At 44.7% G+C, this 22148-nt stretch carries 18 protein-coding genes and 1 pseudogene; all 19 read right to left on the bottom strand.

Annotated features, from left to right (window positions below; genetic code table 11):
• Window positions 1–42 precede the first annotated feature (42 nt).
• Complete coding sequence (locus tag BM271_RS00355; protein ID WP_046789671.1) at window positions 43–1053, bottom strand: lipid II:glycine glycyltransferase FemX; 1011 nt, start codon at window positions 1051–1053, stop codon at window positions 43–45.
• Window positions 1054–1502: 449 nt separating this feature from the next.
• Window positions 1503–2102 (bottom strand): sugar transferase, encoded by a 600-nt coding sequence (locus BM271_RS00345; RefSeq protein ID WP_046789669.1) that lies wholly within the window; start codon window positions 2100–2102, stop codon window positions 1503–1505.
• Window positions 2103–2128: 26 nt separating this feature from the next.
• Window positions 2129–3481, bottom strand: a complete 1353-nt coding sequence (locus BM271_RS00340; protein WP_046789668.1) for a phenylacetate--CoA ligase family protein — start codon at window positions 3479–3481, stop codon at window positions 2129–2131.
• Window positions 3482–3653: 172 nt separating this feature from the next.
• Complete coding sequence (locus tag BM271_RS00335) at window positions 3654–5036, bottom strand: phenylacetate--CoA ligase family protein (RefSeq protein WP_234960350.1); 1383 nt, start codon at window positions 5034–5036, stop codon at window positions 3654–3656.
• Window positions 4999–6180, bottom strand: a complete 1182-nt coding sequence (locus BM271_RS00330) for a glycosyltransferase family 4 protein (protein WP_046789666.1) — start codon at window positions 6178–6180, stop codon at window positions 4999–5001. The genes BM271_RS00335 and BM271_RS00330 overlap by 38 nt, the downstream gene beginning before the upstream one ends.
• Before the next feature lie 48 nt (window positions 6181–6228).
• Complete coding sequence (locus BM271_RS00325) at window positions 6229–7524, bottom strand: hypothetical protein (RefSeq protein WP_046789665.1); 1296 nt, start codon at window positions 7522–7524, stop codon at window positions 6229–6231.
• A gap of 21 nt (window positions 7525–7545) precedes the next feature.
• Entirely contained in the window at window positions 7546–8742 is a 1197-nt protein-coding gene (locus BM271_RS00320; protein WP_046789664.1) for a lipopolysaccharide biosynthesis protein, read from the bottom strand.
• Window positions 8732–8872 carry a hypothetical protein gene (locus BM271_RS14245; RefSeq protein WP_158462222.1) on the bottom strand — a complete coding sequence of 47 codons (141 nt, stop codon included), beginning with the start codon at window positions 8870–8872 and terminating at the stop codon, window positions 8732–8734. The genes BM271_RS00320 and BM271_RS14245 overlap by 11 nt, the downstream gene beginning before the upstream one ends.
• Before the next feature lie 134 nt (window positions 8873–9006).
• Window positions 9007–10281: a nucleotide sugar dehydrogenase gene (locus tag BM271_RS00315; protein ID WP_046789663.1), complete on the bottom strand. Its 1275-nt coding sequence runs from the start codon at window positions 10279–10281 to the stop codon at window positions 9007–9009.
• 46 nt (window positions 10282–10327) lie between these two features.
• The gene (locus tag BM271_RS00310; protein ID WP_046789662.1) at window positions 10328–11362 is read right to left on the bottom strand and encodes an NAD-dependent epimerase; all 1035 of its coding nucleotides are present in this window, start codon (window positions 11360–11362) and stop codon (window positions 10328–10330) included.
• A gap of 30 nt (window positions 11363–11392) precedes the next feature.
• Window positions 11393–12508 (bottom strand): sugar-transfer associated ATP-grasp domain-containing protein, encoded by a 1116-nt coding sequence (locus BM271_RS00305; RefSeq protein WP_046789661.1) that lies wholly within the window; start codon window positions 12506–12508, stop codon window positions 11393–11395.
• A gap of 138 nt (window positions 12509–12646) precedes the next feature.
• Window positions 12647–13801, bottom strand: a complete 1155-nt coding sequence (locus BM271_RS00300) for an aminotransferase class I/II-fold pyridoxal phosphate-dependent enzyme (protein ID WP_046789660.1) — start codon at window positions 13799–13801, stop codon at window positions 12647–12649.
• A 79-nt stretch (window positions 13802–13880) separates the two neighbouring features.
• Complete coding sequence (locus BM271_RS00295; RefSeq protein WP_046789659.1) at window positions 13881–15728, bottom strand: polysaccharide biosynthesis protein; 1848 nt, start codon at window positions 15726–15728, stop codon at window positions 13881–13883.
• 405 nt (window positions 15729–16133) lie between these two features.
• Window positions 16134–16847 (bottom strand): CpsD/CapB family tyrosine-protein kinase, encoded by a 714-nt coding sequence (locus BM271_RS00290; RefSeq protein WP_046789658.1) that lies wholly within the window; start codon window positions 16845–16847, stop codon window positions 16134–16136.
• A gap of 16 nt (window positions 16848–16863) precedes the next feature.
• A complete protein-coding gene (locus BM271_RS00285; protein WP_046789657.1) occupies window positions 16864–17538 on the bottom strand; it encodes a YveK family protein in 675 nt (224 codons plus the stop codon).
• Between the two features lie 660 nt (window positions 17539–18198).
• Window positions 18199–19320 carry an FRG domain-containing protein gene (locus tag BM271_RS00280; RefSeq protein ID WP_046789656.1) on the bottom strand — a complete coding sequence of 374 codons (1122 nt, stop codon included), beginning with the start codon at window positions 19318–19320 and terminating at the stop codon, window positions 18199–18201.
• A gap of 134 nt (window positions 19321–19454) precedes the next feature.
• Window positions 19455–20384, bottom strand: a pseudogene (locus BM271_RS00275) (IS30 family transposase).
• A 178-nt stretch (window positions 20385–20562) separates the two neighbouring features.
• The gene (locus tag BM271_RS00270) at window positions 20563–21252 is read right to left on the bottom strand and encodes a sugar transferase (RefSeq protein ID WP_234960348.1); all 690 of its coding nucleotides are present in this window, start codon (window positions 21250–21252) and stop codon (window positions 20563–20565) included.
• Window positions 21188–22123 (bottom strand): hypothetical protein, encoded by a 936-nt coding sequence (locus BM271_RS00265; protein WP_046789654.1) that lies wholly within the window; start codon window positions 22121–22123, stop codon window positions 21188–21190. The genes BM271_RS00270 and BM271_RS00265 overlap by 65 nt, the downstream gene beginning before the upstream one ends.
• Between the last annotated feature and the right edge of the window lie 25 nt (window positions 22124–22148).

The raw sequence follows: 22148 nt of genomic DNA, 5'->3' as shown, positions 1-22148 counted from the left end.
ATATTCCGAAGACCAGCGTCACACCAATCTCCGGAATAAAGACTACACTGCCACTTTTTTCTTTTGTCCGTCGTTTGCTCTGTAGGCCGGAAAAAAATCGGTTTCTGTATCTGCACCTGTCATCCGGCATAACCGGTCATACACTTCCTGGTTCCATATCTTCCTGCCGATATGGAACTTGAACTCTGTGCTGTTGGAAAATCGCTTCTTGAACTTCAATACCGAGTCTTCCTCCGAATTGGAAACACCGCCTCCGTAATGTATGACGGAGAATCCATTCTCTTTTGCCCAGTTCATCGCGGTATATTTCAGCAGATAGGCCGGAGAGAAGTTCAGATACTTAGACCTGGTACCGTTCAAATGGTCATGGATGATATTCCCCGAGATGAAATAAAGGCCCATGGCGATGATTTCATCTTCGTAATATACGCTCGTGGTGAACAGATCGTCGCCGAACTGCCGTTTCATCTCATAGAAGTACTCCCTGTCAAAGTAATAAAACCCTGTGGCATGCTGCCGCGTCATCGTATCGTTGTATATCTCAAGAAATTCCTCGATGTCCTCAAACCCTCTAGTCAAAGTGCAGGAAATCTTGTCATTTCTCAGAAGCTTCCTGACTTTCCTCCGGGCAGACGAACAGAATTCGCTCTGGAATGTATCCTCCGAACATTCCAGGTCTGTCCCCACTGTGTTCCTTATATAGCTGACATCGTACATTTCCCTGAAAGGTTCCTGATTCTGGAATAACGGGTTGAACCTGACGAATTCCGACACGATATTATTATCCCTGCAGTATCTGGTGAAGCATTCCTGGAACTCTGACAGAAGTTGTTTCAGGTTTGTGCACTCATGGATAACGGGACCACCGTAGCCGTACGGCGTGATCAGATCATAATAGCGCTCACCGTCAACGGGCGTGTCTATCTCTCTTTTTATCGCCCCCAGCGTGATATGCCCGTGCCTGCTTTTGATTTCATAATAGAGTGATTTTCCGTTTTCGATCAGCTCGTTCACCTGTGCGTATTCCCTCGTAAAATAGATATCTTTGTTCATGGCAAGTCCTCCATTAGATTCCAAAGACTCTTAATTTCCCCTTAACACTCACGCGTTTCGGGAAAGAGGCAATCTATATGGATTTGCTTCATGAACATTTTCATGCTGACTCTGACGCACGCTTCACAAGCCGTATCTGAACAGGATCCATTCTCTATCTCGAACTTACGCAGCGATCCGTCAAAAGCACCACCCGTGAATCTTTTCCTGCGATTTTCTTTATAAACATCTGCAACGCAGTTCATTTCAAACGCTTCTTTCAAACGTTCCTTCCCTATGCAATCCTTACGAGGTGATATCCTTTGGATTCTCCATTGAGACACATCCAGTCACTCCTTCCCCCTAATTGGATTTTTGTATCACATACCGTGACCGGCTTCCCGACAAAGCGGGTTACGGTATTGCAGCATATATGCAGATTTAAACTACCCGACCAAAGGAAATCTGCTTCAGCTGTCTGCCTTGTTTCCGGTAAATGCCCGGGCCGTACTCTCCCCTTCCTGATTGATGCCTTCGCTTTTCAGCACCTTCTGCACCGTCATGGCCAGGATTTTCAGATCCAGCCAAAAGGTATGGTTTTCCACATACCATACATCCATCTCGAATTTCTCTTCCCACGAAAGGGTATTCCGCCCGTTCACCTGCGCCCATCCTGTGATCCCCGGACGCGTTTCATGGCGCTTCATCTGACGCTCGCTGTAAAGCTCCATATACTGCATCAATAAAGGCCTCGGTCCCACAAGGCTCAAGTCTCCCTTAATGACGTTGATCAGCTGGGGGAGTTCATCCAGGCTCAACCTTCGGATCAATATCCCCACAGCAGTGAGCCGCTTTGAATCCGGCAGCATTTCCCCTTTGTCATCGGTCTCATCCGTCATCGTCCTGAACTTGTAGAGGCAGAATGGCGCGCCCAAGTATCCCGGCCGCATCTGTCTGAATATGACCGGACCGCCCATTTTCATCTTTATCAGGGCAGCGGTGGCGGCCATCAGTGGAAAAAGGATCAACAGCGCAAGTATTCCCGCGGAAATATCGAATGCTCTTTTCATTACGGCACCTCCCATGGACAATCCATTCACTTTGCCCCGCTTATCTCATTGATGATGAAGCGGGCCTTGCCGTTTTTATCTTTAGGGATCGTCTCCACATAATTGAAGTGATAGCGGCTGTCCTGTCCCAGCCGGCGCACGACCCGTTCCTTGAATATCTTATCTTCTTTTTCACCGTAGTCCGGCTCCACCACCAGATTCACCACGAACTCCTTCATGTCCTTCTGTATGAACTGGAAGGCGATCACTTTGTCTTCAATGCCTTCGACCGCCCGTGCAATGCCTACACTGGTCACTTTATTCCCCCTGCTTCCAATCAGATAGTCCGACCTTCTCCCAAAGATCCTGGTGATCCTGATGTCATCGGAATAGGAGTTCAGATAATCTTTGTCAGAATCGATTTCAACCTGATCGTTGATTCTGTAGCGCACGATCGGTGTCGCATAATTGATGAAGCTGGTCACGATCATTTCGTACAGACGGTCTCCGATCCTTTTGAATTCAAAGAGGCCGGTTTCGTGTCCTATCTGATACGCGCCGTCAGCATTTCCGTATATGAACGGCGCCCCTTCGCCGCTCGCATACTGGTCGACGACCGTCGTGCCGAACGCCTTCTCAATATCCGTCTTTACGTACGGAAGCAGGATTTCAGAGGTCGGGAATACCGCCAGCACATCCCAGTCCGCCTTTATATGATTGCTCAGCATGAATTTTGCCACCATATGGATGGCGGACGGGAAACCGTCCAGTGCCGCCGGCTTGAAGCGGGCCATGTTTTCGTAGACATATCTGATGTTATCCGCCGTCAGATGGTTCGCCGTATAAAGCATCTGGTTCATCGACATATTATAGCGCCAGAGAATATTCCTGTGGTCCGGCGGTGTCAGATCCTGCCCCGTAAACGATGCGCGTTTCGCAAATGGCCTGACGCCATTCTTCAATTTTATATAATCCAGGTAGGCCATCCGGTCTGCACGGTCATATTCAGAATCGTAGACTGCCAGACTCTCCCCCGTCGTACCGCTCGTCCCTGAAAATCTGATCTGTCCCTTCCTCCAGGAACGGGCTTCGAGTTCATACCTCAGATCCGATTTGACTGTCATCGGCAACTTGAGGAAACTGTCGATGATGTTGTCATCATCAATCTCGATCCGAGCATACACGTCGATGTGCTGCTTCAAATGGTGCATGAACTCAATCAGTGTCTGCTTCTTATCGAACCCGCCTTTGACATAGCGCAAAAGCGCGTCCCGGTAGAGCTTGTTGTATCTCTCACGCTTCAGTTTATAGCCGTAGGCACTGGTAAATGCGTGCTGCAGAAATATCGGCGACTTGTAGTAGATATTATGTGTCGAGGCACCTATCAGTTCTTTCAGCATTAAGATCACCTTATCTCATAGACTGTTAAGAAGCCGGGCAGCGCAAACTGTCCACTTCTTCAATCAAAATTGCCTTCAACACAAGTGTGACGGCATTTGAAACATGCGCAAAATCACTTTGGAATAAAGAAACGCACCGCACTTTGAACCTTTCCACAACACGTGCCTTCAGTTAAACCGATTCATCCGTATCGCCGACACTCACTTCCTTTCCGGTTTGATTGATGATGAACCGCACTTTGCCGTTTTTCTCTTTTGGGATTGCTTCCATATAATCAAAGTGTATGACACTCTCTTCCCCCAGCCGGCGGTACATCCTGTCCCGGATGATATCTTCATCATGCTTTTCGAATGCATCCTCGACCACCATGTTCACCACATAATGATATCTCCCCGTTTGTACAAACTGCATCTGAATGACTTTTTCCTCCAGTCCGTCGACGACCCATGAAATATTTACGGCAGTCACCCTGTTCGACCGGCTGCCGGTCAGGTAATCGGCCGCGCGGCCGATGATGCGTTCTATCTTTATGTCATCATCGAAGGAGTTCAGATATTTCCGGTCCGAACGGATCTCTACCTGGTCGCCGATCCTGTAACGGACAATCGGTGTGGCGCGGTTGATATAGCTCGTGACGATCATGTCATAGAGGTGATGTCCGACCCGTTCAAATTCGATCAGCCCCGTCTCTTTGCCGACGATATATTTGCCGTCTTCGGTGCCGTAGATGAACGGTGCCCCTTCCGACGAGGAGTACTGGTCGATGACAACCGTATCAAAGGCTTTTTCAATATCCCTCTTTACGTGGGGCAGAAGCGTCTCCGCAGTCGGAAAGACAGCCCTGACCTCAAAATCAGGCTTCAGTCCATTTGACAGCATATATTTGGCGAGCATATGGATCGATGTCGGAAACCCGTCCAGGGTCACCGGCCTGAACCTGACGAGGTTTTCATACACATGTCCCACATTCTCCGGTGTCATGTGGAAGGTTGCATAGAGAATCTGATTCATCGGTTTATTATAGCGCCAGAGAATATTCCTGTGGTCCGGCGGTGTCAGTTCCTGGCCGGTGAACGATGCGCGCTTAGAGAAGGGCTTCACCCCGCTCTGCATCTTTATATAATCCAGGTACGCCATCCTGTCTGCACGGTCGTATTCCGAGTCATAGACGGCCAAATTTTTACCCGTCGTTCCGCTGGTCCGGGATTTGCGCATGATTCCCACCGTGTGTGACCGCTCTTCAAGCCCGTTTCTCAAGTCCTCTTTCACTGTCACCGGCAGCGCAAGGAAACTCTCAAACAGATTGCCTTCATCGATCCTGATATCCCTGTAGAACGGGATGTTCTGTTTCAGGTGATGCATGAAATCGGACAGCATTTCCTTCGGATTCGTTCCCCCTTCCATATAGCGTCTGAAGGCCCGGCGGTAGAGCACATTGTACCGTTCCCGTCTCAGCTTATAGCCGTAGACACTCGTAAACGCATGCTGCATGAACACCGGCGAGCTGAAGTATATGTCATGCACCGAGGTATTCATCATTTTCTTCAACATCATATTCACCCCGCTTTCCAAGGCTGTCATAGAACTTCAGCAGTTCATGATGCATGTACTGCCTGTCAAAATTATCGACGATGAACTTCCTTGCCGCTCCAGACAGAGCTTTCCGCTTTACGCCATTATCGATCAGCGCCTCCAGAGCATCCCTGAGCCCCTTCGCATCATTGCTTTTCACAATGATGCCGGTCCGTCTCGGGTCGATCGTGTCCCGCGCGCCCGTCGAGTCGAAAGTGACGACCGGCACGCCCATTGCCTGTGCCTCGATGCTGACATTGCTGAAGCCTTCACGGTACGTGGGCAGGGCGAATACATCCATCAGGCTGTAGTAATATTCCATGCCCCCCGTGTATGCACAATGGATGATCCGAGCATGGGATTCGATGCTCCGGATGTTTCTTTCTTCAATCGGGTCGCTCATTTCAAAGTCCCCGATCAGCAGCAGTTTCACATGACTGCGGTGCTCCGCGAGACTGATGAAAGATTCTACCAGTTCATTGATGCCCTTATCCCGCGTAAGCCTGCCGGCGTAGCCGATGATAAAGTCCGATGGGCCAATTCCCAATTCATCTCGGAGATTGTTCAGACGGTCCCAGTCGATCGCCGCCGGGTCATATTTTTTTGTGTCTATGCCGTGACTGCTGCCCTTGCCTATCCGGACCATCTTTTCACGCGTGAGCAGTTTCCGTTCGACCATCTCACGCTCCAGGCTGTCGGAGACGACGATCACATGTGTACTCAAACTGCATGCGGTCTTCTCAGTCGCATAGAGGATATGTTTCTTTATTCCCCCGGCGGTCTCAAGGCGCAGTCCCCGCTGGATATAGATCCGTGTCGGGACGCCGGCAAGCCGTCCGGCAACCATGCCGAGCAGCCCGGCTTTCGGTGTACTGAAATTGATGATGTCCGGTTTTTCCCGTTTCAAATACTTAAGCAGACTGTAGAGCGTCCGGATATCCTGTAATATGCTTATTTCCCTCTCGAATGGAATATGTTCAACTGTCATGCCGTCATACGACGTTTCGAAATCCTTGTTGCAGACAACGGTGACCTGATAGCCGTTCTTTTCTATGAACTGGACCTGTTCCCTGATGAACACGACGCTCAGTGAGGAAGTGACGCCCTGAATCATTTTCCTATGCATAGGCTACAACTCCAAACCCTGTTATTTTCATAAAAGCACCCGCTTATGCTACTGACGGGACCTCTGTTCAAACCTTTGTCCCCTGCCCGTTCTTGACCACACGGCCCCAAGTGCGACGATGACGATATAGAAAAATTTGAAGCGGTGCCGGAGTGCCGTCCCCGCGTTTGAAATCCCAAGTCCGAAAATCAGCCATCCGGCGAGGATGCTCAGCAGCAGGATTCCCAGTATGGGTCGTTTTTTGATTGTATCGATGTTACGCGCGAATACCACAACCGAGAAGAGATAGAATACGCCGTCCAGGAAGAAACTGATCAGGTCGTTCATGTTCCGCACGCTCCACGGCATCGGTGAAGCGATGAAATAGATGATCTTGATCGGAGCAAACAGGACGACCTGGAACAGATTATTGACTTCCAGTCCGGTCAGATATGCGGTATCCCCCCGGCTCGATGTGAACGCTTCGTAGATGTTGTCATTGTTGTTCAGCACCTGATCCACCTTATTGAAGATCGGCAGTCCCGAAACGATACTCGGAAAGACCAGCACATAGGTCATGATCAGTGCGAACAGACTGAACGGGACGACGGATTCCAGAGTGAAACGAAATGCTTTTTGGTCATGCCGGTAGAAGATGAACCCGAACAGATAGCCGAGCAGTATGCCGATGATTGCCGAATGGAAGGATGCTGCGAAAAGCACCAGCAGCACACTCAGAAATGCACTGATCCGATCCTTTTCCCTGAACCACCTGATAAAGCAGTAGAGTGACATGACCACAAACAGTGAAATGATGGATTCCCTCAGCAGAATGCCCGAGAATATCAGTGAATGCGGGAAGAATCCCACAACCAGCACAAGCACCATCTGTGTGCGGTGCGGCACCTCCAGCATCCTGAAGATCCGGATGACGATCAGTATTGCCGTGATTGCAATCAGTATATTGAGATACTGGACGAACAGCCTGTCATCCCCGTATATATTGAAGAGGATGCCCAACAGGTGAGAATAAACACCGCCGTAGACCGATTCATTCAGCATGGACAGATCCTCCGAGATCATGATGCCTGTCAGATAGAAGTTCTCAGTATCATCCCCGCTGTGGGGCACCTCGAACACATCCATCATGTACAGATCGGCAAGCAGCAGAAACACCCGCGTGATGAAACTTGCAAATATGACAAGGAAAAATTCCGAGTACTCTATCAGAAGTGACAGCAGCAGCAAAATTGAAGTGATGCATATGAATGTCACTGTCAGATACGTGCTGTCGGGGAAATAAAAATGATTCAACGATGCCCCGAGAAAGAGATAGATTAAAGTAACACCCCAAATGAGCAGCATGTGCCACCTCCAGAACCGGATTTAGTATTTCCTTGTATAGAGTATTGTTGAAATCTGTGCAGCCACGACAGTGAATGCCGTGATGACCGCCACCATGAATGCTCCTCTGATTCCGTATGGCACGATGAGCAGCATCGACAGAATCACAGTGATGACGAAATTCGCCATCTGCAGTATGACCTGGATGTTATAAAGATTGAATATGTTGAGTGCCATTTCGAATGACTTCTCAATGACAATCAGGCTGATGAATGCACCGAGCAGCAGCATCTCCGTCTGATAGCCGCGGAATGCATCCCCGTAGACGAACACGAGGATATCATTGCCGTAAAGTAAGAGGATGATATTCCCAAGCAGTATCACAATCAGATAAAGTCCCAGCAGTCTCAGGAACGCACCGTAGAATTTCCGCAGGCTCTCTGCAGCGGCCGAAGCAAGCTCCGCGATGTAGCTTTGGTTGATGGTGATGACAATGTTCGATGAAATCGCCGCAAAATACATGATCGTTGCATATATGCCGAGATCCTCCACGCTGTGATAATGTTCAAGAATATATCTCGGAACGTTCGCATTCAGCGAGGACAGCAATCCGACAATGGATAACCCGATACCCAGCCAGAAAATATGCCTGAAATGCATCCTTCCGAACAGCTTCGCTAAATGACTATCATAGGATGAAAACCTCTTGTCATACAAATAGTAGACGAGCATCTGTGAAACCAGCAGACTGATGATTGCGACTATGAGCGAGTGGGTCAAAAATACCGCGAGGGCGAAAAGCAGTATCGTCACGATGCTCTTGATGATTTTGGATTGTGCCAGAAATCTGATATTGGCCTCCGCTATATTTTCCGTATATATGAAATCCTCTTTCGTCTCATAGAATTTGAATACGCTGAACAGTATCAGGCAGACGATTTCATACGGTTTGAAATCGATGGTCAGGGCAAAACCCACCATCGAAAACAGGAAGATATAGTTGAGAATGCTTCTGAATCTCGCAAATATCGTATAGCCGTAGCTGTATTTCCGCTGGGTCGGTACAAGATCTGAAAACGAGAATCTGCTGAACAGTACGAGCGGCGCCACTATCGCAAGGAAATAGGAAAACAGCCCCATTTCGTACAGACCGATCATTCTTGTGATGAGGATGACCTGGATCCACTGGTTGAATGAAAACAGCAGCGTGGAGCACACGTGCAGGATTTTATTCTTCATATCGTATCCTTATAGGTCCTTGTATTTCTTCTGCTGGACCCTCTCTGTCATTATCTATCTTCCTGACTTCAAATTGAAAATCATTTTTTCCTGGATCACACCCTGGTTTTCCCATCTTTCGTTTGAGCATGACCGACACTCCCCTTCTTTGGAGAAATCCCTGTTGCACCCCTGCCGGGATTTCCAAGATGCCGGATATCTATCCTTTTCTTTTTTTCGGCATTCGAACTCTATCTTTTTGTGCGCCGCTTACTGGATTGCCTTCTACAGTCTCCACACTGTCTGCTCCCCGCGCAGATCGCCGTCATCAATGATTCCTTTGATATCGATTACGAGACCATCTTCACTCAGATAATCGAGATAATCCCGCTTATTCTCACGGTATTCGTCGTGGCATACCGCAAACATCATGACATTCGTCTGCTCAAGGTCCTCTTTATCTTTCAGATTGATATCATAAAACCTTTTCGCTTCACCCGGATCCGCCACAGGGTCATTCACCGCAATGTTGAAGCCGAATTCATGGAGTTCATTGATGAGGTTGATAACCTTGGTGTTCCGGAGGTCCGGTGTGTTCTCCTTGAAAGTCAGACCCAGCATATTGATGGTCGCACCCTGCACCACAAGTCCTTTGCAGAGCATCGTTTTGACCATCGACGAAATGATGTGCTTGCATATATTGTCATTGATGCGCCGGCCGGCGAGTATCACTTCCGGGTGATGGCCCATCGCCTGTGCCTTATGCGTCAGGTAATACGGATCAACACCGATGCAATGTCCGCCGACAAGACCCGGTGAAAACTTCAGGAAGTTCCATTTCGTTCCTGCGGCTGCCAGCACTTCCCGGGTACTGATGCCGATCTTATTGAATATGACCGCCAGTTCATTCATCAGCGCGATGTTGACATCCCGCTGTATGTTTTCAATGACTTTGGCAGCTTCTGCGACCTGGATACTCTCCGCTTTGTATACACCGGCTTTTACTACCGAACTGTACACTTCCGCGATGATATCCGTCACTTCGTCTGTCTGGCCGCTGACCACTTTCGTTATCTTCTCAAACGTATGCTCCCTGTCCCCCGGATTGATCCGCTCCGGCGAATACCCGACATGGAAATCACTGCCGCCGGCAAGACCCGACATCTGCTCCAGCACGGGCACACAGACCTCCTCGGTCGCACCCGGATACACTGTCGATTCATAGACGACGGTTGTCCCTTCCTTGAGCACAGAACCGACGGTTTCACTCGCTCCGATCAAAGGCGAGAGGTCCGGCTGATTGTGCTCATTGATCGGTGTCGGTACGGAGACGATGATGAAATCCACTGCACGAAGCGCTTCTTTATCAGATGTGAATTCAACATTTGATAGTTCCAATTCACGCCCGTCCACTTCATTCGTCCGGTCGTATCCTTTCTGCAGTTCTTCGATCCGGCTGTCACTGATGTCAAAACCGATGACTTTCCCGATTTTGCCAAAGGCAACTGCGACAGGGAGTCCGACGTACCCGAGACCGACCACTCCAATTTTCCTATTCATCTGCATCACTCATTTCATGATTATGCTTCAAAACATTGAAAAGCAATCATATAACCCGGCTTTCTGCCACCGGCTCCGTGCTGTAGTAGCCGAGATACCAGTCGATGAAATGATTCACCCCGTCCTGTATATCCGTAGAGGGCCTGAACCCGGTCGTCCTGAAGAGATCCTCCACGTCGGCATAGGTTTCAGGTACATCTCCGGGTTGAAGCGGCATAAAGTTCTTCTCCCCCTTTTTGCCGAGTCTGTTTTCAATCGCCTCGATGAATGCCATCAGTCTGACCGGTGCATTGTTGCCGATATTATATATTCTGTACGGTGCGTTGCTTGAACTTGGATTCGGATTATCCCCAGACCACTCAGGATCCGGCTTTGGTGTCAGTTTGACGAGCCTGTGGATTGATTCAACAATATCATCGACATATGTGAAGTCCCGAAGCATGTCGCCGTTGTTGTATACATCGATCGGTCTGTCTTCCAATATCGCTTTGGTGAACTTGAACAACGCCATGTCCGGCCGTCCCCACGGGCCGTATACCGTAAAGAACCGGAGGCCCGTCGTCGGCAAACGGTACAGATGACTGTATGTGTGGGCCATCAGTTCATTCGCCTTCTTAGTTGCCGCATACAGACTGAGCGGGTGATCGATATTATCCGAAGTGGAGAAAGGCTTCGAAGTATTCGCCCCGTATACCGAACTCGACGACGCATAGATCAGCTGCTCGACCTTTTGATGCCTGCATGCCTCGAGTATATTTGTGAACCCGTTGATATTACTTGTGATATAGGCATGCGGGTTCTCAAGACTGTATCTGACGCCCGCCTGCGCCGCCAGATTGATTACGATATCCGGCTTCTCCGACTCAAATATCTCCATCACACTGCCCGTATCCGATATATCCGCCTCATAGCTTTTGACCCTGTTTTGGAGCAGGAGTTCCAGACGGTCTTTCTTGAGTCCGACATCATAGTAATCGTTGAGATTGTCTATGCCGGCGACCGTGTATCCCTCCTGCAGGAGCCTTGCTGAAAGATGGGAACCGATGAATCCGGCACTCCCTGTAACCAGTATCTTCTTCATCTAATGCACCTGCCCTTTCCTATTCAGGCCTTATCTTCTGCGCATCGCTTTGATCATCTGCTCCGTATGTTCTCCGAATACCGCTTTTCCGCTCACCATCTGGGGGAACCAGACAGACTGTCCGAAGATATTGAATTCCAGCAGAACGATTTCGTCATTCTCATCCAGCGTAAAATCCCATGAGATGATTCTCATATGCGGCGTCTTTTCATGCATTTCTTTTGCCACCCTGATGAGTGCATCAATCTTCGGCAACTTATGCCCTGCAAATAAAGTACCAGTGTCCGGATGAGATGCATGGACTTCCCTGAAGAACGTCAATCCCTCGCTGCCAAGCACCCCTTCATCAGAAACCGCCACTGAGATTCCACCGGCCTGTATATTATCGACATGATTGCCGTTCCTGCCCATGCTCAGTGTGATTGGCGCATGGAACACCTCATCTTCCACAAGATAGGTGATTACCCGGAGTGTGTTGATGGATCCTGCATAAAGCTCCTTGAGGCTGCTGCTTGGGACAATCTTTTCCTGCACAATATAATCTTCATCGTAGGAGGCAAGCACTTCATCGAGAGACCGTCCGCTGCGCTGATCGACACCGCCCCTGAAATCGAAGAGCGCAACCGAATCCCCGGAACTTGAATCCAGCGTCGGCTTGATAACGGCTTCTCCCTTGTCTTCAAGAATCGAATCCGCTTTTTCCTTCGTAATGATCTTCCTGTCCCCCGTATAGAAAATTCCGCTGTTGTTGATGAGGTAAGTGTCGGGCATCCTTACACCTTCGATGTCCCTGTAGTACATCGCAAGGAAGCTCTTGTCACTGATCATCCGTCCGACTTCCCGGTTGTTGAGTTTTCTCTCAAGCCTGGTTGTAAACAGCATCTCGGGGAAATACCTTTTGTTGAAATGTCCGGAATAACTCTGATACAGCCGGTGCCACCTGGTGGAAATCCTCTTGCCGTAATGCCTTTCCCATAAGTCCTGTATTTCTGCCTCCTGATGGTCGCTGATCTGTATATCCTTGTAAAGATGCCTTTTCCGGAAAATATTGTAGTACTCCCCTGCCAAAATCTTTACAAGGTACATCGAATTCACTGTCTTCAATAGACCTGCCGTCACTGTCTTCGCATAACTGTCTGTCCTCAAGTCATTTCCTCCTCGGTTTCCAAGACCTCAGATGGCTCCCGTCAATAACTTTAGTCCCCTTTCCATGGGAATAATTTTCAGATCATATAAGGTCCGTATTATACTCCCTTAATAGTCCAACCTGATCCTCTGCCCGTTTCAGGCTAAAATCTTATCGGCGTGTATACGTTCCCTCATCAATCTTATGACCCTGCTGATCTCCTCAACAGTCATTTTTGTATCCGACGGAAGACATATGCCATTTTCAAAAAGATATCTGGAATTGTCCTGTCCTTCACAGAAGTAATCGAACCCTCTGAATAATGGCTGCATGTGAAGCGGCTTCCATACCGGCCTTGCTTCTATATTATTTTCAGCCAGATGTTCTATCATTTCCCCTGCAGTCGCACCCAATTTCGTCCGATCGATTGTAAGGGCAGACAACCATCTTGTGTGGAATGAATCATTGGCTTCAGGCATGAATCCAAGGCCATCCACATCTCCAAGCCCGTATACATATTGTTCAAAAATCGCCCGTTTCTGCCTGATGCGTTCTTCCAGAACTTCCATCTGTCCTCTGCCTATTCCTGCACATATGTTGCTCAAACGGTAGTTATACCCCACATTCTCATGCTGATAGTGGGCAGCCGTTTCCTTGGACTGTGTCGCTTTTTTCAATGCCTTCTTGATCATTATCTCTTCATCCGATATGATCATACCGCCCCCTGAAGTCGTAATGATCTTATTACCGTTGAAGGAATAAACTCCGAATTTCCCAAACGTGCCGCTCATTCTTCCTTTGTAAACGGCCCCCAGGGATTCTGCAGCATCCTCGATAATCGGAACACCGTACCGGTTACATATTTCAACAATACGATCCATCTGTGCTGATTGCCCGTATAGGTTGACGACAATCACTGCTTTAGGAAGCCTCTCATGTGTCTGATAGAACTCGAGAGCCTGTTCCAGTATTTCCGGACTCATGTTCCATGTATCAAGCTCCGAGTCGATGAATACCGGTCTTGCTCCGAGATAGAGAATCGGATTGGCACTGGCTACAAAAGTCAGTGACGAGCAAAAGACGATGTCATCCTTTCCCACACCCAGCAGATCGAGTGCAAGATGTATCGCGCCTGTACCACTGGATACCGCACAGGCTGCTTTTGTACCTGTAAATTCCATAATCTGTTTTTCAAACATATTTACGTTATTTCCGACTGGTGCAATCCAGTTCGTTTTGAATGCTTCTTTTACATATTTCTTTTCATTCCCGCCCATATGGGGGGATGATAATAGTATTCTATTCTGAGACATGATCACGTCACCTCTCCCTTAATTGGACATGCTGCAGTGCACCCGACCAAGAGTTTCCACAGCACTGGTTCTCCGTTAATCAGACTACTTTTTCTTTTACCAGTTCCGGTTTTCTCACATTTTCCTGTCCGATGAAGTTAAGCATGCTTTCCTTCAATTCATTTTCATCAATCGACAGGAAGTTCTTAATATGCGATTCGATTACACTCAATGAAGATTCCGATACCCTACCCCGGTATATTTTTTCGTATACTTGTTCAGGGTGGATTTCCTCTTTTTTCAAAAGCTCCTCATACAATTTCTCGCCGGGACGTATCCCTACAAATTCGATGCCGATATCCTCTTCTGCGAAGCCGCACAGACGGATCATATTTTTGGCAAGATCGACAATCTTTACAGGTTCTCCCATGTCGAGGACAAATACTTCGCCCCCTTCAGCTAATGTACTCGCCTGAATGACAAGTCTTGAAGCTTCAGGAATCGTCATGAAATACCTTGTCATCCTCGGATCAGTCACAGTCACCGGCCCGCCAAGCTGTATCTGTTTTTTGAACTTGGGAACGACCGAGCCCCTGCTGCCGAGTACATTGCCGAACCTTACTGCCACAAGCGTCGTGTGTTCGCACCCCTTATCCAGTGCCTGTACAATCATTTCAGCCATCCGTTTTGTAGCACCCATCACATTCGGAGGGTTGACCGCCTTGTCAGTCGATATCATGACGAACTTCTTCGCCTTGAAGTGACATGCCGCCTCTGCAGTGTTTTTTGTACCAATCACATTATTTTTCACTGCTTCCTGCGGATTGTACTCCATCATCGGTACATGTTTATGTGCCGCTGCATGATAAACGATATCCGGACGGTACTTTTCAAATACTTTGAACATCCGTTTTCTGTTCTGCACATCAGCGATGATTGGAACATAGCTGATACTGTCCGTCTTATTGTCCAGCACCTCTTCCAGTATCGTGTAGATGCTGTTTTCACCATGTCCGAGCAGCAATATTTTGCGCGGCTGGAACTTTGCAATCTGGCGCACTATTTCGGAACCGATGCTGCCACCGGCCCCGGTAACAAGTATCGTCTTATCCGCGACCTCTTCTTCAATGCCTTCGATATCTAGTTCCACCGGTTCACGTCCGAGCAGATCTTCCACTTCGACCCGTTTCAGCATATTGACTTCCAGTCTTCCGGAGAGTACATCCTCTATATTCGGCATGATCAGTACATCCACGCCTTCAATATTTGCAAGGGCATGGATTTTTTTGAGTTCCTTTTTACTGAGCGACGGTATGGCAATAACCACTTTTTTTATTCCGTACTTGCCTACCAGCCGTTCGATATCCTCTCGTTTTCCTTCAACCTTCACTCCACCGGCAAGTTCCATATTCTGTTTGGAAGGATGATCATCCACAACAACCACCGGATTCATCCCCATTGTCGGGTTATCCAGCATTTGTTTGATAAGCAGTGAACCACCCTTGCCTGCTCCGACCACCAGTGTTCTGATCATTTTAGGATTATGTGATTGTCTGCCATTCAGCTGATAATAAAGCAATCTCCAGAACAACCGTGAGCCACCGATAAAAATCAGATGCATCATCCATGTAATGACCATCAGCCTCATGAAAGTCATTTCAAAAAGGAGAAAGATCAATATGGATGTTGCGAACATTGTGGCAGTGACCGCCTGAGTAATCGAAATCAGTTCCCTCACACTCGCATATTGCCATGCCCGGTGATACAGATTGAATATATAGGCAAATAGATGGTGAGTTAGGAGCAGCATCACTGCTGTGACCCCTAATACAGTCAGTGGATACTCCGAGAAAAAGGGCATGAGAATGTAATAACCGATAAACACCGAAAAAGTGACGATTAACGAATCGACAAAGAGAAAGAGAAAGTAGCGTTTCTTTGCACCCATAGTATCTCTTCTTTCCGATGAACCCTTATTTGGTTTTGAATGCACCATTAAGCATTCTTCGCGAATTCTTTGGATGATTCACTTTGACCTCTCTAAGTGAAATCATCATCGCACGCTTCTAATAAATTCATTTTTTACTTACACTTACCAAAAACACGTATTGGCTTCTGCAGCGGGACAGCAGTTTCTCTAAACCTCCTTAACTTATCTCAAGTCAATTACAGCACCCCTGTTGTAATTGACGTGAGTCATTTTATAAAATCACACAGCCGCATCTCTTTTTATAAGCATCTGCATAATTTCCTTCTGTATTGCCTCCACCCTCAATCCCTGCATGATGTTCTGATTGAGCGATACGTGTGCACCCGACATCAGAAGATATGTACTATCTTCCGTATATGAAAATCAGACGTCATGTGACGCCTGATAGTAATAGTAATCGTCTTTTGATTTATCTTTTATGGTTCTGTTATTCAGGACAAGCCCAATGATATTTGCATCTGCTTTGTTCAGAAGATCCTTCGCTTCCAGCAAGTGATTGCGGTTATTATTTTCCACATCGGTAATCAGAATCACGCCATCCGCACTCTTACTCAGAAGCTGAGCATCTGTCACGGACAATAAAGGCGGTGAATCCACGATGATCATTTCATACTGGAATTTCAGATGGTCGATGAACTGAGTCAGCTTTTTCGATGACAGAAGTTCAGACGGATTCGGCGGAATTGGCCCTGATGTAATCAAATCAAGATCATCGAACTCTGTTTGATTTACCAGATCTTCCAAAGCAATGTCATTCACGATGGCAGTGGAAAGCCCTTTTTGATTACTCACCTTGAATGTATAATGACAGGTCGGCCGTCTCAGATCCCCGTCAAGCAGCAGTGTTTTCTTCCCTGCCTGGGCATAGGCGATTGCCACGTTGGCAGCAATCGTGGATTTTCCCGCTCCTGCCACGGCTGAAGTGAACAGGACAGATCTGATCGGACGGTCTATGCTGGAATACATGATATTCGTCCGTATCGTACGAAACTGCTCACTTACAGGAGAATGCGGTTTAGTCGCAACGATGATCTTCTTTGCACTGGCAACTTCATTGTTCATCTTCCTGTCCCGCATCACGAGGACCCCCCTCTTATTCTTCTATCCTTGCTATGGACCCGACCACAGGCATATCAAGATAATACTCTGCATCTTCTTCATCTCTTACAGATTTATCAAAATAAGCTCTGGAAAATGCAAGCGTCAGACCAAGAATCAGGCCAAGCGCAATCCCAACAGTGATATTAATCAGAGGATTCGGCGACACAGGATCTGTATCCGCTTCCAAATTTGACGGTGAAAGAATAGAAACATTGTCGACATTCATAATGCTCGTCACCTGTTCCTGGAACACATTCACAATCTCATTCACGATACGTTGAGCCTCTTCCATGCTTTCATCCGTCACAGTTACAGTCAGCACTTGGGACTGTTCCTGATTAACAACAGTAATCTGTTCGGAAAGACTGGAGAAAGATTTATCCAGTTCCAAATTATTGATGACATTCTCCAATACGATTGGACTCTGTAAGATATCACTGTATGTACCAATCAGTTGGAGACTTGTCTCAATATCCTGATCACTCGTATTCTCTGTCTCTTCAGATTCACTGACCAGAATTTGCGTCTGTGCCTGGTAGCGCGGAGGGATTAAAAAGAATGTAATGAGAGCAGCGATAATTCCCATGATCAGAGTCAACACAATAATTGAAGTCATATTTTTCTTTATAATCTCCAATGCTTTCTCCAGGTTGATAGATTCCCTCATGCCACCCCTCCTCTGTATATTTAATTTTAAAATAGTTAACTACTAAACCACTTACTACAAAACACTTATTTACTTATTACAATTAAATGGTATTTAAACATTATTATAACCATCACGTTATAAACAAGCAATAGATTTTTGAATATTCAGATATAATATTTTTTAAGAATTTATTCTTTGTGTAAAAATAAAACTTTATTCAATGAGCTTTGAATAAAGTTAATTTAGACCGTATTGTGTTGGTAAAGAAATATATAATGTTCTTCAGAAATTTAAAAGCTCCAGAAAAAGACCTACTGTAGCTGATACAATATACTTGAAAAAATGCAGGAATACAAACAGTTAATAAAGTCTGTAAAGAAAATAAAAGCTTCGAGGCAGTAGAGGACTCACTCGACTGCAGAATGAATTAGTTTGTAATAAAACACAAATACATAACTGATGTTTGATGGTGCTTTGCAAACTGGTTTATCAACATATTAGCTGACAAGCTGGCAACTATCAATTAATTTGAAATATCACTGAAGTAACAGTACTGAAGAGAGCAATGAAAAGTTAATATAGTAAGGAGTATCAAGAATAAGATTTCTGTTATCTAATTTTAAGGTTTTTATTTATATTTCAAATGTTTTATTATTGCTATTCTATATACGTACTGTATTAACTCTGATAATTTTTATAAATCTCTTTAATAGTATTTTCCAAAGAAGGATATATTGTACTCTCTTTAATATTTAATATTTGGAGATGCTCCAACATATCATTTTTTGCTTTATTATCTATAAGTATAATTCTTTTCTTACCTTCAGCTTTGTACCTATACTTATTTAATTTTTTCATCACTTTATTTTTAGGGAGTAATCCATGTATAATAAACTCTCCTGCTTGATTTGTAATCCTTTCATTGTCAAAAGTTGAATCTGAAAAATACACATCTAATAGGTGCCTTGGATCTATCTTAGGCAAAAAATTAAGTCTTACTTGCCCTACTTCATGAACAAGTCTTTGGACATTTTCGTACTCATTAAAAATTTCAATGTATTGAAATTCGTTTATTGGGTTGGAGTCAATAAATGTACTTGAAGAATGAGCATGTGCTTCTATACTTTCTTTACTTTCATAATCTAAAGCTGCTAATGATGCAAGTATTTCTATAGTGTCGCTATTTAATCGTTTCACTTTTTTTATATATCTTGGTCCAAATTTCTCTAAAAGGTGTTTATCAATGTTCTTATCAAAAATAATAAGTTCACCAAGTACTTCGTTATTGCTTGAAGTTGCAAAATATAAGGCAATTAAGAAGTTTGTAGTTAAATCCATTATTCTGGTTTTACCATTATAATGTTGTATAGTTTTAAGATAATCTAAATGATATCTTGCATTAGAAAATTTTTCAGGGAAGGCTTTTATTATATCAAAATATATTTTATCTTCATTCTGCAAATTTTCTTCCTCTCTTAGAAGTGAGGAAACCAATTGATAATTAGCGTTAGCATGACCTCTATAGGTAAGATTATTATTACGCATTTGAAGTTTAAATAATTGCCCAAGTAATTTCATAAAATCATTATAGATTTCAATGGTAATTTTAATTTTATTGTATATAATCACATGTTCACCATAATTGATTTCACTTAATTTCATGTTCTTGAAACATTGATTATTCTTTATAAATTTCCGAAAATATTTTAATAAATATTTATTTCTTTTATTAATAAGTACATATTCTTCATATATTAACTTTTGTTTTAGAGTGATTAATTCTTTATCAACATCCGTCACTATTTTTCCCTCTTTTATTAACATCGCATTTTAAACGATTGATATTCTTGAATCCAGTTTAGCAGTTACATACTCTATACAACTCAAGAATAATTACTGTTAAATAGTACGTTCATTTATGTAATCTTCGTTGGTCAAAATAAGTTAGACAGCCTGCCTACATCCATGTAACTCATAAATACTTCCAACGGTGTCTGGTAGTTCAGAGACTTTCTGGGTATGTGGTTTCTCCTGGAGGCTGCTGAAGCAAGCATCCTCTGATCCACCGCGTTGAAATCCATATTTCTAGGCAGCCCGTCTTTCCGAAGCAGTCCAGTGGAATGCTCGTTCAATTCCCGCTGAAAGGACGTACCCCGGTTGGCAAAGTAAATGTCAATCTCATTCCGGTTGCTTATTGACTGCCAATTTGAGAATTCCTTCCCACAATCGAAATTGATGGAACCATCCGTTGATGGCTGTTTCAATATCTCCTGCTGTCCGGCCCTCGGGCTTGAGGGTAATGATCACTTTTGACAGCCGTTCTACGAGGGTCACAGCGGCACTTTTATGGTGGACACCGACAACGGTGTCCACTTCCAGATGTCCAAATTCTTCTGTGAAGCCGGGATAGTCCCTCTCTCTGTCAGAGCGTTTCCGTCTGAAGGCCTGACTCCCCCGGCGTTCCTTATGACCGTTGGGTTTTCTTTTGCCTTTCATTGGCAATGTGGACACATCAAAGTCCTTACGTTTGAACATGCGGTACAATTTGAGGCCGGAACACTGGATCTTATGTTCACGCCAGCCGGCAATCACATCCGGTGTCCAGCCCTGTGCTCTTTTTCTGCCACATATGCGTGCTGGTTCTCTGGCAGTCTCGCCCGTTTTCGGCCACAGCGCTGCTTGTTTGCCTGGTAGCGCTTATAGAAATCCAATGCGGTATGGCCGGCTCTCAGAAAAGTCATCACATTGTGTACGGTCTGACAGGATCGGCCAATCTGTTTTGAAATCTTTGATACAAAGACATTATGCTGGAAATAAGATTCTATAATTACGAGTTCATCCGTGCTAAGATGGGGGTCGGTCATTCGTGATCACTCCTATGATTTCTTTGGTCGGAAATACATTTTGAGTGTATCACGCGTGGTTCTTTTTATGTGTCTAGTTTAATTTTACAATCGGCGTTTATGAATACGTCTCGTATCATTTGATTAAAATATTTAAAGAAATGTAGAGTTAGTTCAACTGTACATTCTTTATAATAATTTAAACTGAGCCTTTACCCTTAATAACTTGCATAAAGGTCATCCACAATATTTTTATATCCAACCAGAAGTTTTCGTTCTCTATATACAAAAGATCGTACTCAATCTTTTTACCATGGTTCATATCGCTTCTACCGTTCACCTGTGCCCAACCGGTTATTCCCGGTTTCACTTCAAGCCTTCTTTTTTGTTCTGCATCATAATGATTTGTAATTTGTGTAATTTCTGGGCGAGGGCCGACAACGCTCATGTCACCTTTAAGTACATTTATAAGCTGAGGCAACTCGTCTATTGAATATTTTCTAATAAATGCCCCTATGTCGGTTATATTTGGGTTGTAACCAGAAGCACTCTTAAACACAAAATCATCTGGAACTCTTCCATTCCAGTCTTTATAAGGATCTTTAGAGTTGTTGGAATGAGTGCCGATGACATTATTATTCACCCTCATCGACCTAAATTTATACATTTCGAATGGCTCATCATTAACTCCGCTTCTCTTCTGTTTAAAAAGGACCGGACCATTATCTTCTCTTTTTATTTTATATGAAGCATAAACTAAGATAGGACTGACAACGATAAGAGCCGCTACACTTACACCAATATCCAGTGCTCTTTTAGAAACTTTATTGAATATGATACTCAACTTTTTTGATTTTCTCTCTCTCTTCATCGCTAAGCTCTGATTCACTTTTGACTCCCCCTATACCATTTGCTATGCCAATTACTTTGGAAGGTTTCGATATATTATCTATAATAATTTCACCGTTACGTCCCAAAATTCCACCAGCTACAACAGGTTGGTCATTAATTATGTCTTTACCAATGATACTATCGAATTCAGAATCCATTCGTGATTTAATATAACCATCCATTATTTCCTGGGATTGCCGCACGTCCAGTCTCCTGACCTCATGTCCTTTTTCCAGGGATAGCTCAATAAATTTTTTTGAGAAATTCCCTATTCCTCCATCCAGACATAGAGAGCTTTTATTGAGTATTTGTAAATATTTAACGTCAATAACTTCATGAGCACTGACACAAGAAACCAATGAATCTACTTTAGTATCATCCGTTCCATAATGAATTAAATTACCATCAAATGTAATTTGTCTTAAAGCTTCTACACAAATTTGTACTTTTTTTTGGTCTCGACCATAAAGATAAACATTGGCATTTCGTTCAGATAATCTGAGAGCCAATTTGAACGCAATATTACCTGTACCGTAAATTGCTATAGATTTATTCGAAATATCCCTAAAAAAATAATTAAATAGTGCAAGATCTGCTGCCTCCATTGTTAAATCATTAGGTTTATAATCCAGTAAATTGATGTTAATATTTAAACTATTTAGTTCATCATAAAGAGAAATATTTTGTTTTTTTTCACAGTCTACGATAAAAAGCCTATTTTCATTATTTTTTTCTTCAATAAATTGATGTAGATATTTTTTAGAACTAATTAAATAATTTTCACTAACATGTTTTAATACTTTTTTTCTAGGCAATTCTAAAATATCTTTTTTATGCTTAGAGGTCGTACTCAGTAATATAATTTCCATTTTTTCACTCAACTATCATTATAAT

Source organism: Salinicoccus halodurans (assembly GCF_900114445.1).
Lineage (GTDB): Bacteria > Bacillota > Bacilli > Staphylococcales > Salinicoccaceae > Salinicoccus > Salinicoccus halodurans.
The sequence above is the reverse complement of the archived record's forward strand: the minus strand, read 5'-3'. Positions and strand labels throughout refer to the sequence as shown.